At 70.1% G+C, this 15,576-nt stretch carries 13 protein-coding genes and 1 other RNA gene; 9 read left to right on the forward strand and 5 right to left on the reverse strand.

All coding sequences use genetic code 11. The features are described from left to right. Positions 1-46: 46 nt before the first annotated feature. Together O7616_RS09995 and O7616_RS10000 are read right to left on the reverse strand one after the other, a co-directional pair. Positions 47-1,159 carry a GNAT family N-acetyltransferase gene (locus O7616_RS09995; protein WP_282306532.1) on the reverse strand — a complete coding sequence of 371 codons (1,113 nt, stop codon included), beginning with the start codon at positions 1,157-1,159 and terminating at the stop codon, positions 47-49. Beyond that, on the reverse strand, positions 1,156-2,307 hold the full coding sequence (locus O7616_RS10000; protein WP_282306533.1) for a GNAT family N-acetyltransferase: 1,152 nt from the start codon (positions 2,305-2,307) through the stop codon (positions 1,156-1,158). Before O7616_RS10000 ends, O7616_RS09995 begins: the two co-directional genes overlap by 4 nt. 168 nt (positions 2,308-2,475) lie before the next feature. Here O7616_RS10000 and secA point away from each other — a divergent pair, with 168 nt between their 5' ends. Beyond that, a complete protein-coding gene (secA, locus tag O7616_RS10005; RefSeq protein ID WP_282306534.1) occupies positions 2,476-5,403 on the forward strand; it encodes a preprotein translocase subunit SecA in 2,928 nt (975 codons plus the stop codon). A gap of 423 nt (positions 5,404-5,826) precedes the next feature. Here secA and O7616_RS10010 read toward each other — a convergent pair whose 3' ends face one another. Further along, complete coding sequence (locus O7616_RS10010; protein WP_282306535.1) at positions 5,827-6,417, reverse strand: Rv3235 family protein; 591 nt, start codon at positions 6,415-6,417, stop codon at positions 5,827-5,829. 219 nt (positions 6,418-6,636) lie between these two features. After that, the gene (locus tag O7616_RS10015; protein ID WP_282262403.1) at positions 6,637-6,864 is read right to left on the reverse strand and encodes a helix-turn-helix domain-containing protein; all 228 of its coding nucleotides are present in this window, start codon (positions 6,862-6,864) and stop codon (positions 6,637-6,639) included. 216 nt (positions 6,865-7,080) lie between these two features. Between O7616_RS10015 and O7616_RS10020 the strand changes: the two genes are divergently transcribed. Then, positions 7,081-7,590, forward strand: coding sequence for a hypothetical protein (locus tag O7616_RS10020; RefSeq protein ID WP_282306536.1), 510 nt, complete (start codon positions 7,081-7,083; stop codon positions 7,588-7,590). A gap of 139 nt (positions 7,591-7,729) precedes the next feature. On the opposite strand, the gene O7616_RS10025 is transcribed toward O7616_RS10020, so the two are convergent. Then, positions 7,730-8,809: a hypothetical protein gene (locus O7616_RS10025; RefSeq protein ID WP_282306537.1), complete on the reverse strand. Its 1,080-nt coding sequence runs from the start codon at positions 8,807-8,809 to the stop codon at positions 7,730-7,732. Positions 8,810-9,144: 335 nt separating this feature from the next. Here O7616_RS10025 and pruA point away from each other — a divergent pair, with 335 nt between their 5' ends. From pruA to ssrA, 7 genes are all read left to right on the forward strand, one after another. Further along, a complete protein-coding gene (gene pruA / locus O7616_RS10030; protein ID WP_282306538.1) occupies positions 9,145-10,773 on the forward strand; it encodes an L-glutamate gamma-semialdehyde dehydrogenase in 1,629 nt (542 codons plus the stop codon). Positions 10,774-10,946: 173 nt separating this feature from the next. Next, positions 10,947-11,462 (forward strand): PadR family transcriptional regulator, encoded by a 516-nt coding sequence (locus O7616_RS10035; RefSeq protein ID WP_030490856.1) that lies wholly within the window; start codon positions 10,947-10,949, stop codon positions 11,460-11,462. Positions 11,463-11,580: 118 nt separating this feature from the next. Next, positions 11,581-12,702 carry a peptide chain release factor 2 gene (prfB, locus tag O7616_RS10040; protein WP_282262398.1) on the forward strand — a complete coding sequence of 374 codons (1,122 nt, stop codon included), beginning with the start codon at positions 11,581-11,583 and terminating at the stop codon, positions 12,700-12,702. A gap of 118 nt (positions 12,703-12,820) precedes the next feature. Next, positions 12,821-13,501 carry a cell division ATP-binding protein FtsE gene (gene ftsE / locus O7616_RS10045; protein WP_030331491.1) on the forward strand — a complete coding sequence of 227 codons (681 nt, stop codon included), beginning with the start codon at positions 12,821-12,823 and terminating at the stop codon, positions 13,499-13,501. 67 nt (positions 13,502-13,568) lie between these two features. After that, positions 13,569-14,444 carry a permease-like cell division protein FtsX gene (gene ftsX / locus O7616_RS10050; RefSeq protein ID WP_282262397.1) on the forward strand — a complete coding sequence of 292 codons (876 nt, stop codon included), beginning with the start codon at positions 13,569-13,571 and terminating at the stop codon, positions 14,442-14,444. A 140-nt stretch (positions 14,445-14,584) separates the two neighbouring features. Then, entirely contained in the window at positions 14,585-15,064 is a 480-nt protein-coding gene (gene smpB, locus O7616_RS10055) for an SsrA-binding protein SmpB (RefSeq protein ID WP_145786434.1), read from the forward strand. Between the two features lie 104 nt (positions 15,065-15,168). Beyond that, positions 15,169-15,544: a transfer-messenger RNA gene (ssrA, locus tag O7616_RS10060) on the forward strand. Positions 15,545-15,576 lie beyond the last annotated feature (32 nt).

Raw genomic sequence — 15,576 nt, forward strand, 5'->3', positions numbered from 1 at the left:
CAGGGAGTTGTGGCGGGACGTCCCGCCACAACTCCCTGGTCCGGTCTCAGCGCAGATCGCCGGGGAGCAGCGCGAACGTCAGATCGTCCAGACGGGTGCCGTCGAGGCCCGGCAGGCGGCCACGCTGTAGGCCCTCACGGTGGAACCCGACCCGCTCCAGCACCCGGTGCGACGCGATGTTGTCCGGCACCGTGCCGGCGCCCAGCCGAGCGATTCCGACCACGCCGAACGCCCAGGCCGCGAGCAGTCGGACGGCCCGCGTCGCGTACCCCCGGCCGCGCCAGTCGGGCAGCAGGGCGTAGCCCACCGACGCCTCGCCACCGGCCACATCGGTGTACGACAGCCCGCAACTGCCCACCGGCTCCCCGCTGGACACGTCGGTGATCAGCAGTCGGGCGATCTCGCCGGTCAGCCATCCGCTCTCCGCGAGACGGCAGCGCCGCTCGATCGCCTCCCGCGTCGGCGGCACGGGCGGCGCCTGGTTCGCCACCACCTCGGGTCGAGTGTGCAACCGGTGCATCAGCTCCGCGTCGTCCGGCGCGAGTCGCCGCAACGCCACCACCTGATCGGTGAGCACCCCGTCGGGCAGGTCGGGCAGCAGTCGGGCGGCCGGGCCGGGCGGATCGTCGGCGAGGCGTACCCAGGCCAGCAGGTCGTGCCGACTGCCGTCGCGGGCGACGGCGGCCGACCGGCGGGAACCCTCGTAGCGGAAACCGGCGGCCAGCGCGACCCGCTGGCTGGGCGTGTTCTCCGGGTGGGTCAGCAGCTCCAGTCGAGCCGTCCCCGAGGCGAACGCGTGCTCGCCGAGCGCACGCGTCGCCGCCGTGGCCACGCCTCGTCCGCGCGCCGCGGGTCGCAACCAGTAGCCGATCTCGGCCTGCCCCCGCGCGGGCACCGGGTTGGACAGGCCCACGGTGCCGAGCAGCCGGTCGGTCGCCGGGTCCGCGACGGCGTACGCCGCGCCGCCGCCGGTCCAGGCCGCCGGGGCGCCCGCGTCGATCCACCAGCGGGCGTCGACCTCGGTGTACGGCGCAGGCAGGCTCGACACGAACCGTTGACTGACCGGGTCGGCGCAGCCGTCGACCACATCGGGGATGTCCTCGGTGCGGAACGGCCGCAGCCGCACCCCGTACGCCTCGACGACCTGTTCGAAGCTCATGTCAGGTCCTTGGCGAGTAGCGCGCCCACCCACACGTCGACGCGCTCGCCCCGGTGCTGCACCCCGGCCCGGGCGGTCCCCTCGACGGTGAAGCCCGCCTTCTCCGCCGCCCGGCGGGAGGAGGTGTTGCCGACGTTCGCCCGCCACTCGATGCGGGCCAGGCCCACCGTGCTGAAGCCCCAGGCGCTGAGGGCGACCAGCGCGGCCGGCAGGTATCCCCGGCCACGGGCCTCCGGGGCGGTCATGAACCCCACGTCCGCCAGCAGCGGGTCGCCGGGGGAGAGTCGAAGGTCGATGGTGCCCACGTACCTGTCGTCGGGGTCGGCGATCACGAAGCAGGCGGCGTCCCCCCGAGCCCAGGCGTCCCGGCCGTAGGCCAGGTAGCCCTGCGCGTCGGTGCGGTCGTACGGGTCCGGCACCGTCGTCCAGCGGATGCTCTCCGGGTCCTGGCAGGTCCGCACCACGGCGTCCAGGTCCTGCTCCTCCATGGGCCGCAGCCGCAGCTCGCCGGTCGCGGCCGTGGCGAACAGGACGGGCTGCGGGCGGCCGAAGACGGCGGCCCGCCGGGCGACGAGGGTGCCTGGTCCGGCCGGACCGGTCGACCCGAGGGCGGGCACCTCGCCGGGCAGCAGGGAGCCGATCCAGCCGTCCGCGGCGCCGTGCGGCGCCGGATCGGCCAGCCGCAACCGGCCGTCGACCCGGAAACCGGCCCGCAGGGCCACCAGCCGGGAGGCGTGGTTGCCCACCTCGGCCTGCCAGATGAGCCGACGAAGCCCGAGGGTGTCGAAGGACCAGCGGGCGACGGCCCGGGTGGCCCGGGTCATCACGCCCCGACCGCGCGCCCAGGGCGCCGTCCAGTAGCCGACCTCACCGGTGCCGTTCCCGTCGATCGAGATCAGCCCGGCGGAACCCCACACCTCGCCGGTGCTCGGGTCGCAGACCGCGAACGGCGCCCCGGTGCCCTCGGCCCAGGCCTTCCGGCTCATCTCGGTGACGAATCCGTGTGCGTGTTCCGGACGGTACGGGCGCGGCACCGTGGTCCAGCGCTGGATGTCCGGGTCCTGGCAGGCTCGGTGCACGGCCTCGGCGTCCGCCTCCCGCCAGGGCCGCAGCAGTACGCCGTCCTCGATGATCTCCGCAGGCTCCACCCGTGCATCGTGCCGCACCGTTCGCCGACGGCGTAACCGGATAACGTCCCCGGCGTACCCGCTACGCGAGTTATGTCTGGTTCGGCGCGATGGACCGCCGCTACCAGTGACCATCACGCCGATGGAGCGCCTACGATGGTTCGAGACCGTCTAGGGGAGCGTTGATCCGTGTCGATTCTGGAAAAGGTCCTTCGCGCAGGCGAGGGGCGCATGGTGCGCCGGCTGAAGGCCATCGCCGCCGCCGTCAACTCGATCGAGGACGACTACGTCAACCTCAGCGACGAGGAACTGGGCGGCATGACCGAACAGTTCCGGGAACGGCTCGCCGACGGGGAGACCCTCGACGACCTCCTGCCGGAGGCGTTCGCGGTGGCCCGCGAGGCATCCGCCCGGGTGCTGGGCCAGCGTCCGTACGACGTCCAGGTGATGGGCGGCGCGGCGCTGCACTTCGGCAACATCGCCGAGATGAAGACCGGTGAGGGCAAGACGCTGACCTCGGTCATGGCCGTCTACCTCAACGCGCTGTCCGGCAAGGGCGTGCACGTCATCACGGTCAACGACTACCTCGCCCAGCGCGACGCCGCGTGGATGGGCCGGGTGCACGAGTTCCTCGGCCTGACCGTCGGCGTGGTGCTGCCCAACCGCCCGGCCACCGAGCACCGTGCCGCGTACGAGTGCGACATCACGTACGGCACCAACAACGAGTTCGGCTTCGACTACCTGCGCGACAACATGGCCTGGTCGAAGGACGAGCTGGTGCAGCGCGGGCACAACTTCGCGGTGGTCGACGAGGTCGACTCCATCCTGATCGACGAGGCCCGCACCCCGCTGATCATCTCCGGCCCGGCCGAGCACTCCGCCCGCTGGTACGGCGAGTTCGCCGGTGTGGTGGCCCGACTCCAGCCCGGCACCGACGGCGAGGGCGACTACGAGGTCGACCACTCCAAGCGCACCATCGCGGTGACCGAGCGCGGTGTCGCCAAGGTCGAGGACCGGCTCGGCATCGACAACCTGTACGAGTCGGTCAACACCCCGCTGGTCGGCTACCTCAACAACGCCATCAAGGCCAAGGAGCTCTACAAGCGCGACAAGGACTACATCGTCAACGACGGTGAGGTCCTGATCGTCGACGAGTTCACCGGTCGCATCCTGCACGGCCGCCGCTACAACGAGGGCATGCACCAGGCGATCGAGGCCAAGGAGGGGGTGGAGATCAAGCAGGAGAACCAGACCCTGGCCACGATCACCCTCCAGAACTACTTCCGCCTCTACGAGAAGCTGTCCGGCATGACCGGTACGGCGCAGACCGAGGCCGGCGAGTTCAACAAGGTCTACAAGGTCGGCGTCGTGACCATCCCGACCCACCGCCCGATGGTCCGCGAGGACCGGCCCGACGTCATCTACAAGACGGAGAAGGCCAAGTTCAACGCCGTCATCGAGGACATCGCCGAGCGGCACCAGATGGGTCAGCCGGTGCTGGTCGGCACCGTCTCGGTGGAGAATTCGGAGATCCTCTCCCAGTTGCTGCGTCGGCGCGGCATCCCGCACAACGTGCTGAACGCCAAGTTCCACGCCCGGGAGGCCGAGATCGTCGCCCAGGCCGGGCGCAAGGGCGCGGTCACCGTGGCGACCAACATGGCCGGCCGTGGCACGGACATCCTGCTCGGCGGCAACGCCGAGTTCCTCGCCGCGAACGAGCTGCGCCAGCGCGGCCTCGACCCGTTGGAGAACGAGGAGGAGTACGCCAAGGCGATGGAGGAGGTCCTTCCCACGTGGAAGCAGGCCTGCGACGCCGAGGCGGAAGAGGTGGCCGCCGCCGGTGGCCTGTACGTGCTGGGCACCGAACGGCACGAGTCCCGCCGGATCGACAACCAGCTGCGCGGTCGTGCCGGCCGGCAGGGTGACCCGGGCGAGTCCCGCTTCTACCTGTCCCTGCAGGACGAGCTGATGCGACGCTTCCGGGCCGGCGCGGTCGAGGCGGTGATGGAGCGCTTCAACATCCCTGAGGACGTGCCCATCGAGTCGAAGATGGTCACCCGGCAGATCAAGAGCGCCCAGGCCCAGATCGAGGGCCAGAACGCCGAGATCCGCAAGAACGTCCTCAAGTACGACGAGGTGCTCAACAAGCAGCGCCAGGTCGTCTACGCCGAGCGGCTCCGGGTGCTCAACGGCGAAGACCTCTCCGACCAGGTCCGCAACATGATCGACGACACCGTCGAGGCGTACGTGCGGGGCGCCACCTCGGAGGGCTACGGCGAGGACTGGGATCTCGAGCAGCTCTGGTCCAGCCTGAAGCAGCTCTACCCGGTCGGCGTGACGATCGAGGAGCTGGAGGAGGAGGCCGGCGGCTCGCGTGCCGGCATGGACGCCGACTTCCTGGTCGCCCGCCTCAAGGACGACGCGAACGCCGCGTACGACCGGCGCGAGGAGCAGCTCGGCACCGAGGGTGTGCGCCAGCTGGAGCGGATGGTGCTGCTCCAGGTCATCGACCGGAAGTGGCGCGAGCACCTCTACGAGATGGACTACCTCCAGGAGGGCATCAACCTCCGGGCGTACGCCCAGCGCGACCCGGTGGTGGAATACCAGCGCGAGGGCTTCGACATGTTCGCCACCATGATGGACGGCATCAAGGAGGAGACGGTCGGCTTCCTCTACAACATCGACGTCCAGGTGACCGAGCCGGAGCCGGAGGAGGGGGCCGACGAGGTCACCCTGCTCGACAAGCCGGTGGAGATCCGGGCCAAGGGCCTCAACCAGGCGCCGCGGCGGCAGGGCCTGCAATACTCCGCTCCCACCATCGATGGCGAGGCCAGCCCGGGTGCGGTCGCCGTCGAACAGGCCGAGCAGCAGGCTCCGGCGCTCGGCGTGGGCCGACCCGCCTCGAACGCTCCGGCGGCACCGGGGCAGACCGCCCCGTCCGCTCCGCAGCGGCCCGCATCCGGCCTTCGCGGCCCGGCGCTCCCGACGGCGGGCTCCCGTCGTCCGGCACCGAACCAGGCGGAAGCGAGCAACGGCCCGTCCCGCAACGCGCCGTGCCCGTGTGGCTCGGGTCGCAAGTACAAGCGCTGCCACGGCGCCCCCAACGGCGGCAACTGACCATCAGCACCTGACGAATCGGGTCCCGGCCGACAAGGCCGGGACCCGTTCGTCGTTTCCGGCCGTCCGTCGTCCGCGGTCTGCGCGGGCCTCTCACCCCTCTCGCCCCTCCCCGCACCTCCCCGATGATCGTCTCGTGTTCAAGGAAGTCGGGGTGTCATCGACGGGTTGATGGCCCGACTTCCAAGAACCCGAGTCGATCAACCCTTGCCGGCGCGGCTGGCGCTGGCGTGGTCTGACATGGCCTGGTCCGGCTTCGGCTTTGCTCGGCCTGACCCGGTCCGGTTTCGGCCTGGCCTGGCCCGGCCTGGTCCGGCTTCGGCCTGGTCCGGTCCGGCTTCGGTCCGGTCCGGTTTCGGCCTGGCCTGGCCCGGCCTGGTCCGGTCCGGCTTCGCTCGGCCTGGGCTGGCTCGGGTGGGTCGGTCAGAGGACGTGCAGGGCGGTGCAGAGCCAGCGGCCCCGACGATGTTCCAGGCGGAGCGCCATCGCCCAGCTCTGGCCGGCTGTGCCGGTGAGGACGGCAGCCGCCTCCACGGCGGCTTCCCGAGGCTCGCAGACGCGCAGCCGGAGCAGTCGGACCGTCGGCCGGGTGGCGCGGCGGCGAGGTGCGCCGGTTCGCGTGGAGGCGCGGGCCAGCTCGGCCAGTAGGTCACCCGCTCGTGGTGGGTCGAGCAAGGCACGTAGCTGTGCCGGCGAGCGGTAGCCGTTGATCACTTCGAGGCAGGTGCCGACGAACCGATGCGCGGCTCGGGTGGACTCCGGGGCGGTCGCCGGGGGGAGCGATGTGACCGGGTGCGTGGTGGACCGAGTGCGCACTGGGCGGAGGGCGGCTCGGCGCTCGGGTGGTCGCACCGGGTCTGGTCGGGTCGAGGCGAACAGGTCGAGGGCGAGCTGGCCGTGGACGGGAGCCGGCCAGTACGAGTCGTCGACCTCGTCGGCGTAGGGCGGATCGATGGGCGGGACGGGGCGCAACCGCACTGGTGGTCGGGAAGGCCCGGGTCGCGCCTCGCTCATCACCCCTCCTTGATCTTGCGTTTGCCTTCGTTTGCCTACGATGAAACCAATTCTGGGCGACGAAACGGCTTCGGTCAATGCCTTGAGGGTGGGTCGGCCGGCCCCGAAAGGCTTGATCCACGCGACTTCGCCGACATCGCGGTATCCCGGCGGCGCGGACACCCCAACCTCGCCGATGTGGAGTGGATCAAGGGGTGCGGCGCAGGTGAGGAACCTGACTTACTCCGGGTCGCGGTCGACCAGGGGGTTGCTCTGTACCCATTCCGCTGTTTCGTGGTATTTGCGCGCGATGTAGTCCTCCAGGCGCGCGCGTTCGACGCGCCACTGGCCGCGTCCACCGATCTTGATCGCGGGCAGTTCGCCGCTGCGCACCATGTGGTAGACCTGCGAGTCCGACACGTTCAGCTCGGCGGCGACGTCGGAGAGCAGCAGGAACCTCGGCTCCACAGGAACTCCCGGGGTTGGTGTCGTTTGGCTCAGTTTGCCACCGACGGCCCGTGCCGCCCAGCACCCGGCTTCTCCGATGGCAGGCCGGACCGCGCGAGACACACCGGCCGGAAACTTCCACCGGCCGGAGGCGGGGTGTATGACGGTCACGGCGTGCGGCATGATCTGCGCCCGTGCCGGCGGCCGCCGGCGGTGGACGATGCGGGGAGACGACCGGTGACCGACGAGCTTGTCCGGGTGTACGTGCCGGCGACCGTACCGATGTTGGCCCGGCTGCGCACGGAGGGCCTGGCCGCCGACGAGGCGCATGCCGTGACTCCGGCGTTGCGCGAGTGGTACGCCGAGGGCGACGAGGAGGAGCTGGAGTACGTCGCGTTCACCCGAGCCGCCCAGGACGCACTGCACCTGCTCCGGGCCGACCCGAGCGCTCCCCGCCGCCGTGTCGTCGTCTCGGTCGACCTGCCGGCGGGCGCGGTCGGGCGGGGCGACGGTGAGCTGGGTTCCAGCACGGTGACGTTGGTCGACGCGGTGCAGGTCGGTGCCATCGCGGCCATCCACGTGGATGGGGCGGAGGCGGTCGAGGACGTCACCGCGGCGGCCGACGTGGTGACCGAGGCCGCCGCTGGCGACCCCGACGCGCAGTTCGCCGTCGACGGCGCTGAGGACCACGAGCTGGAGTGGTACGACGTGACGGAGCTGGACCTGCTGCTGCGCGTAGCCGGCTGAGCCGGACGCCGCCGCGAGCGGGCGAGGTGCGGGGCCCGCCGGTCAGGCGCTGAAGCGACGCCGCGAGGTGCGGGGCCCGCCGGTCAGGCGCCAGGCCGGTTTCAGCCCGACCCGCCACGAGCCGGACGTGAACCGCGGGTCAGCGGGAGGGGTCGGCCTTGGCCGGGTCGGTGTCGAGCCTGTCGAACACCTCGGCCGGGTCCGGCTCGGCGGCCTCCGAGGCGACCGGCTCCGGGCTGTCGGCCGGTTCGTCGTCGTTGTGTGCGGGGCCGAGCGTGCGGCCGAACGCGATGAGCGCGGTCAGCGCCCCGACGAAGAGCACCCAGATGCCGTTGTCGACCCGTGAGGTGCCCAGGGAGGTCTGCGCGACCGCGTCCGCCTCGCTGAGCGCGCTGGCGAGGTCGAGCAGCGACCGGCCGCCGACCCGGATGATCACCTCGGCGAGCAGCAGGAACAGCCCCGGCCCGGCGCCCGCGAGCAGGTACGCCGGCCAGCGCAGCGCCGGAGCCTCGGGGTCGTGGCGGAGGGCTCGCCGTCGCGACCAGGTCAGGTAGCCGTAGGCGAGCAGCCCGGCGAGCAGCCCGGCGACGAGCGACTCGGTGCGGGACACCCACTTGGCGGCGTCGACCACCGACTGTTGGCTGTCTCCGGCCCCGAAGAGGTCGAACAGCGGGTCCCGGGCCTGGCTGAAGGCGACCACGAAGAGGAGCGTGCCCAGCGCGGCGGTCACCACCGCGCCGACCGCCGGGGCGGTGCGTGCGGCGGCCACGGCACCGCCGATGATCGCCGCGGCCGCGGTGGTGCCGGCGATCACGTTGGTGGTCGAGGTGTCGAAGTAGGTGAGGTTGATCGCCAGCGCGGAACCCAGACCGACCAGCATGCCGCCGCCGATCGCCCCGGTGAAGCGCAGCGTGGCCCAGTCGCCGTACCGACGGGCCAGCAGGTTGCCCGCCGCCAGCGCGACGGCGGCCCCGGCCACCAGCGCGGCCGAGATCACGCCGGGCAGCGCGAACGCGGAGAGGCTGATCGCGGTGACCCCGGCCGCCGCCGAGGTGATGGCCTCCCGGGTGGACCAGAGCATGGCGGTCAACCACCCGAGTGCCAGCAGCGCGAGGACCGCCGCGCCGGGCGCGGGCAGCGGTCGGTTGGTGGGGGTGGCCGCTTCGGCCGCCGGGTCGTCCGACTCCGCGGCCGGGACGCGGCCGGGCTGCTTGGTCATCGTCTCCCCTTCGAGGCGGCAGGTCACCGACCATTCAGGGTACGCGGGCCCGCTGGGCCGCCCGCCGCCCCGGGAGGACCGGAAGGGGGTACGCGCAGGGCGGATGACCGGCACCGGGGTCGAGTTGCCGGATCGAGCCCGGTCGGTAAGGGGAGAAGGGGTGGGCCGGTCCTTGGCTGAAGGTGATGGCGGAGGTGGGGCGCGCAGCTCTCCATGGGAGAATCACGGGAGGTCCCGCCGCTGCTCGGCCCCCGGGTGGCGTCCGGTGTCCGGCCGTCCGGTCGGTGCCCGCGGGTCCGGTTTCGCCACTGCTGTCGAGATCGCCAGGAGCCTTGATGGATGCCGTGTTCTCCGTTCCCGAGCCGCGCAACGAGCCGGTTCGCAACTACGAGCCGGGCAGCCCCGACCGGGACCGGCTCCAGCGGCGGCTGACCGAACTCGCCGCCGAGCGCATCGACCTGCCGATGACCATCGGTGGTGAGCAGCGGATGGCCGCCGGTGACTCGATCGACGTCGTCCAGCCGCACAAGCACGCGCACGTGCTGGGCGTGACGGGTCACGCGACCCACGACGACGCCCGCGCCGCGATCAAGGCGGCCAAGGACGCCGCTCCGATGTGGCGGGCGCTGCCCTTCGAGGAGCGCGCCGCGATCTTCCTGCGTGCGGCCGAGTTGCTGGCCGGTCCCTGGCGCGACACCCTCAACGCCGCCACGATGCTCGGCCAGTCGAAGACCGCGATCCAGGCGGAGATCGACTCGGCGTGTGAGTTCATCGACTTCCTGCGGTTCAACGTGCACTTCGCCCGCCGTCTGCTCGAGGAGCAGCCGGCGTCCTCGCCGGGCGTCTGGAACCGGTTCGACCACCGCCCGCTGGAGGGCTTCGTCTACGCGGTCACCCCGTTCAACTTCACCGCCATCGCGGGCAACCTGCCGTCGGCGCCCGCGCTGCTGGGCAACACGGTGATCTGGAAGCCGGGCCCGACCCAGCAGTTCGCCGCGCACTTCACGATGCGGCTGTTCGAGGCCGCCGGCCTGCCGCCCGGCGTGATCAACATGGTCACCGGGCGGGGCGAGGAGGTCTCCGACGTCGTGCTCGCCGACCCGGACCTGGCCGGCATCCACTTCACCGGGTCGACGAAGGTCTTCCAGCAGTTGTGGCGGACCGTCGGCGACAACATCGCCCGGTACCGGGGCTACCCGCGTCTGGTCGGCGAGACCGGCGGCAAGGACTTCGTCGTCGCGCACACCAGCGCTGACGTGGACGCCCTGCACACCGCCCTGATCCGCGGCGCGTACGAGTACCAGGGTCAGAAGTGCTCGGCGGCCTCGCGGGCGTACGTGCCACGCTCGATCTGGGAGGGTGGGCTGCGCGACCGGCTGGCCGCCACCACCGACTCGCTCACCTACGGGGACGTGGCCGACTTCGGCAACTTCGGCGGCGCGGTGATCGACGACAAGGCGTTCGCCAGGCACACCGCCGCGTTGGAGTTGATCGCCGGTGACGACTCCTGCCGGGTGCTGGCCGGTGGCACCGCGGACGACTCGGTCGGCTACTTCGTCCGGCCGACCCTGTTCGAGTGCTCCGACGCCGCCCACGAGACCTTCACCACCGAGTACTTCGGGCCGATCCTGGGCGTGCACGTGTTCGACGACGCCCGCTTCGACGACGTGGTCGCGCAGGCCGAGTCGATCGCCCCGTACGCGTTGACCGGCTCGGTGTTCGCCACCGACCGCCGGGTGGTCGACGCGGTCGCCGAGCGCATGCGGTACGCGGCCGGCAACTTCTACATCAACGACAAGCCGACCGGCGCGGTGGTCGGCCAGCAGCCCTTCGGCGGTGCCCGGGCGAGCGGCACCAACGACAAGGCGGGCTCCTGGCTCAACCTGGTCCGGTGGCTGTCACCGCGGACGATCAAGGAGACTTTCGTGCCGCCGACCGACCACACGTACCCCCACATGGGCTGACCGGCGACGACCGCCGGCGGCGCGCGGCGCTGCCGGCGGTCGGCCGATCCGCCGCAATCCATCGATAGTCCTGAACGGACAGTCTGCCGCCGACAGTGCACTTAGGAAGTCCTGTCGGGTGGCAAACTGGCAAATCCTGGACGCCGGGTGCGCAAAGTGGCAGCGTAGTGGGCATGGCGGATTCCGGAGTCAACCCCACGGCGGCGGCCCTGCTCGGGCTCCTGCACGAGGGCCCGATGACAGGCGGTCAGTTGATGGCCGCCGCTGAGCGCCGTCTGGCGCCGTACTGGTCGATGACCCGCAGTCAGGTCTACCGCGAGTTGCCGGTGCTGGCCGAACGGGGTTTCGTGCGTCTCGGTAAGCCGGGGCCGCGGATGAGCCAGCCGTACGCACTCACCGCCAGCGGGAAACGGACGTTTTCCCGCTGGCTGGCGGAGAACCCGGGGCGGGACACGATCCGCAACCCGATCGCGCTGCGGATGGCCTTCGGCAACCTGCACTCGGCGAGCCAGCTGAAGGGCCTGTACGCCTCGGCCAACGAATACCACACCGAGGCCCTCGCCCAGGTCCGGGAACAGGTCAAGAACGCCAAACGGGACGGCGAGACGTACGACGCCAGCGCGCTGGAGTTCGCCGTCGCCTACCACAAGGCGGCCCTGTCCTGGCTGAAGTCCGCCCCGGTCGGGTGATCTCCGGCGGGTTCGCCGGCCGGGACCCGGCCGTGCCTTCCGGGTCGCCACGCCACGTTTGCGCTGAACTGCGGGCCTCGCAAGCTCACTCGTCGCCCGCGCAGTACGCTTGTCTGTCGTGACCGCTGCCGATTACGCCGAACAGCTCAAGGAACTCGACGCGACCCTGCGCAACATCGAGGCCGTGCTCAACATCGACCGGCTCCACGAGGACAAGGCCCGCCTCGAGCAGGAGGCTTCCGCCCCCGACCTCTGGGACGACCAGGCCAAGGCCCAGCAGGTGACCTCGCAGCTGTCGTACGTCAACGGCGAGATCAGCAAGCTGGGCAGCCTCCGTTCCAGCCTCGACGACGCCCAGGTGCTGCTGGAGTTGGCCGAGGCCGAGTCCGACCCCGGCGTGCTGGCCGAGGTCGAGTCGGAGATCACCGGGTTGACCAAGGCCATCCAGGAGATGGAGGTCCGCACCCTGCTCTCCGGCGAGTACGACTCCCGGGAGGCACTGGTCGCCATCCGGGCGGGTGCCGGTGGCGTGGACGCCGCGGACTTCGCCGAGATGCTGCTGCGGATGTACCTGCGCTGGGCGGAGCGGCACGGTTACCCGACCGAGGTCTACGAGACCTCGTACGCCGAGGAGGCGGGCCTCAAGTCGGCCACCTTCGCGGTGAAGGTGCCGTACGCGTTCGGCACGCTCAGCGTCGAGTCGGGCACCCACCGCCTGGTGCGGATCAGCCCGTTCGACAACCAGGGCCGCCGGCAGACCAGCTTCGCGGGCGTCGAGGTCCTGCCGGTCACCGAGCAGACCGACCACATCGACATCCCGGAGAACGAGGTACGCGTCGACGTCTACCGTTCCTCCGGCCCCGGCGGGCAGAGCGTCAACACCACCGACTCGGCGGTCCGGCTGACCCACATCCCGACCGGCATCGTGGTGACCTGCCAGAACGAGAAGTCCCAGCTGCAGAACAAGGCTTCCGCGCTGCGGGTGTTGCAGGCCCGGCTGCTGGAGCGCAAGCGCCAGGAGGAGCAGGCCAAGCTCGAAGGTCTCAAGGAGAACGCGGCCGGCTCGTGGGGCGACCAGATGCGGTCCTACGTCCTGCACCCGTATCAGATGGTGAAGGATCTCCGAACCGAGCAGGAGACCGGCAATCCGAGTGCGGTCTTCGACGGCGAGTTGGACGGTTTCATCGAGGCGGGCATCCGCTGGCGCAAGCAGCGGCAACTGGCTGACGACGGTGCGTAACGGCGCGTGGGCGCAGCGCGTCATCGATCTCCAGGTGGGAGCCTGATTCGGCGACTCGTGACGGATCGGCGGGGCGTGGGGCTTGGCTCAGTTGTTACACCGCGTAGACTCACCACCCGTGATTCAGCTTGAGCAAGTGACGAAGACGTACCCGAAGGCGTCCCGGCCTTCGCTCGACAACGTGTCCGTCTCGATCGAGAAGGGCGAGTTCGTCTTCTTCATCGGTCCATCCGGCTCCGGCAAGTCCACGATCATCAAGATGCTGCTGCACGAGGTGGCCCCCAACAAGGGGCGCGTCGTCGTCAACGGCAAGGACGTCACGTCGATGCGTTCCTGGAAGCGACCCCACTTCCGGCGCTCCATCGGCTGTGTCTTCCAGGACTTCCGGCTGCTGCCGAACCGCACCGCCTACGAGAACGTGGCGTTCGCCCTCGAGGTGATCGGCAAGACCAAGGCGGTCGCCCGCCGGGTCGTGCCGGAGGTGTTGGAGCTGGTCGGGCTCGGTGGCAAGGAGCACCGTTACCCGCACGAGCTCTCCGGTGGTGAGCAGCAGCGGGTCGCGGTCGCCCGGGCGTTCGTGAACCGTCCGCTGATCCTGCTGGCGGACGAGCCCACGGGAAACCTGGACCCGGACACCTCGATCGAGATCATGCGCCTGCTGGACCGGATCAACCGCACCGGCACGACCGTCGTGATGGTCACCCACGACTCCAACATCGTGAACCAGATGCGCCGCCGCGTCGTCGAGATCGAGAGCGGTCGCATCGTGCGTGACCAGGCCCGCGGCGTCTACGGGTGAGCCGACGCTTCACCCTTGCGCAGCCTGACGACGAACACCTCATGCCGGAGACCCGGAGGAAATCCCGATGCGCGTGAAATACGTCCTGTCCGAGGTACTGGTCGGACTGTGGCGCAACGTGACCATGTCCATCGCGATGATCATCACGATGGCGGTCTCGCTGACCATGCTCGGCGCCAGCGGTCTCATGTACCGCCAGGTCGACGACATGAAGGACCTCTACTTCAAGAACATCCAGGTCGCGATCTTCCTCAACCAGGAGGTGAGTGAGCAGGAGCGCACCGATCTGCGGACCAAGCTCGACGGTGACCCCCTGGTGAAGGAGGTCATCTACGTCGACAAGGCCCAGGCGTACGAGCGCTTCAAGACGATGTACCAGGACGCTCCGGACCTGGTGAACGCGGTCAAGCCGGACCAGCTGCCGGAGTCCTTCCGGATCACGCTGAACAACCCGGAGCAGTACAAGAACATCTACGACCAGTACAAGGAGACCGGGGGCGTCGACGAGATCGTCGACCAGAGCAAGCTGCTCGACAAGATCTTCAACATCCTCACGTCGATCCAGAACATCGCACTGGCCGCCGCCATCGTGATGGCGATCGCCGCCCTGCTGCTGGTCGCGAACACCATTCAGGTGGCCGCGTACAGCAAGCGGCGGGAGGTCGCGGTCATGAAGCTGGTCGGCGCGTCCAACTGGTTCATCCAGGCGCCGTTCGTGCTGGAGGCCGTGGTGGCCGGCCTGATCGGCTCGCTGCTCGGTCTGGTGGCCCTGATCGCGGCGAAGTATCTGCTCTTCGACGGCTCGTTGAGCGCGTTGCAGGGTCTGCTCTCGCCGATCACCTGGGGTGACATCCTGTTCATCTTCCCGGTGATGGCTGGTGTCGGTGGTCTGGTCAGCGCGGGCACCGCCTGGATCACCCTGCGCTTCTACCTGCGGGTCTAGGCACCGTACGGGTCGTCCCGTGGTCTCCTCAAGGACCCTCCCGCAGCCGGAAATAAACGGCGCGGGAGGGTCCTTGTAACATGATCGGTTGTCCGGCCGGGGTGAGCCCGGCCACCGACGCCGGAGAGGGGGTGGCACCGATGCCACGGGAGAAAGGGCGCAAGGTGGTCGCCTCCAACAAGAAGGCGCGCCACGACTACGCGATCCTGGACACCTACGAGGCGGGCATGGCGCTGACCGGCACCGAGGTCAAGTCGCTCCGGGCCGGGCGCGCGTCGCTCGTCGACGCCTTCGCCCAGGAGCGCGACGGCGAGTTGTACCTGCACGCCATGCACATCCCGGAGTACACCCAGGGCACCTGGACCAACCACGAGCCCCGGCGTACGCGCAAGCTGCTGCTCAACCGGGGTGAGATCGACAAGCTGGTCGGCAAGACCCGCGAGGGTGGTCTGACGATCGTCCCGCTGCAGGTCTACTTCTCGGACGGCTGGGCCAAGGTCGAGATCGCCCTGGCCAAGGGCAAGAAGGCGTACGATAAGCGTCAGGATCTCGCGAAGCGGGACGCGGACCGGGAGATCGCCCGGGTGTCCGGTCGACGCGGCAAGGGCATGGACGACTGATTCATCCTGTTTGTCCGGGTCGGCGCGTCGCCCTGGGGCTCGGGATGAAAGCCGTTGCGCCAGGCGTTAGTCTTGTCAGTGCCACCACATCGGTGGCCTGTCGAGGGGGTGACTGGTTTCGACTTCGTACGCAGCGACAGGGGAAGCGAGCCGAGGAAGCCGACGTCGTCTCGAGAATCGGTCGTCGGAAACCAATAAGCGCCAAGAACACTCGCGCTGACTTCGCTCTCGCCGCCTGAGGCGAGTAGCAAGTCTGTCGGCCTGGGAGCGCCTTCGACCCAGTTAGCCGGCATCAGCTAGAAGGCTGGCCAATCGGACCCGGTCGCGGGGTCCGTGCGGCGAGATCAATCAGCGACTGGGCCCGTCACACCAACTTGCTCGCGTGAGCGGTGGGGCCGAGTAGAGGCACAGCGAGCTGCGCTCGGAGAAGCCCTGACAAACCGGCGAAGGACCCGGGTTCGATTCCCGGCACCTCCACCACCTCGAACGAAGCGCCCCGGCCCACCAGCCGG

This window comes from Micromonospora sp. WMMD964 (assembly GCF_029581455.1).
Classification (GTDB): domain Bacteria; phylum Actinomycetota; class Actinomycetes; order Mycobacteriales; family Micromonosporaceae; genus Micromonospora.

Bases quoted from the DNA above. Each gene is read 5' to 3' on its own strand.
- smpB (WP_145786434.1), top strand. From the start codon at position 14,585: ATGCCACGGGAGAAAGGGCGCAAGGTGGTCGCCTCCAACAAGAAGGCG.
- O7616_RS09995 (WP_282306532.1), bottom strand. From the start codon at position 1,159: ATGAGCTTCGAACAGGTCGTCGAGGCGTACGGGGTGCGGCTGCGGCCG.
- pruA (WP_282306538.1), top strand. From the start codon at position 9,145: ATGGATGCCGTGTTCTCCGTTCCCGAGCCGCGCAACGAGCCGGTTCGC.
- ftsX (WP_282262397.1), top strand. From the start codon at position 13,569: ATGCGCGTGAAATACGTCCTGTCCGAGGTACTGGTCGGACTGTGGCGC.
- O7616_RS10025 (WP_282306537.1), bottom strand. From the start codon at position 8,809: ATGACCAAGCAGCCCGGCCGCGTCCCGGCCGCGGAGTCGGACGACCCG.
- O7616_RS10035 (WP_030490856.1), top strand. From the start codon at position 10,947: ATGGCGGATTCCGGAGTCAACCCCACGGCGGCGGCCCTGCTCGGGCTC.
- O7616_RS10010 (WP_282306535.1), bottom strand. From the start codon at position 6,417: ATGAGCGAGGCGCGACCCGGGCCTTCCCGACCACCAGTGCGGTTGCGC.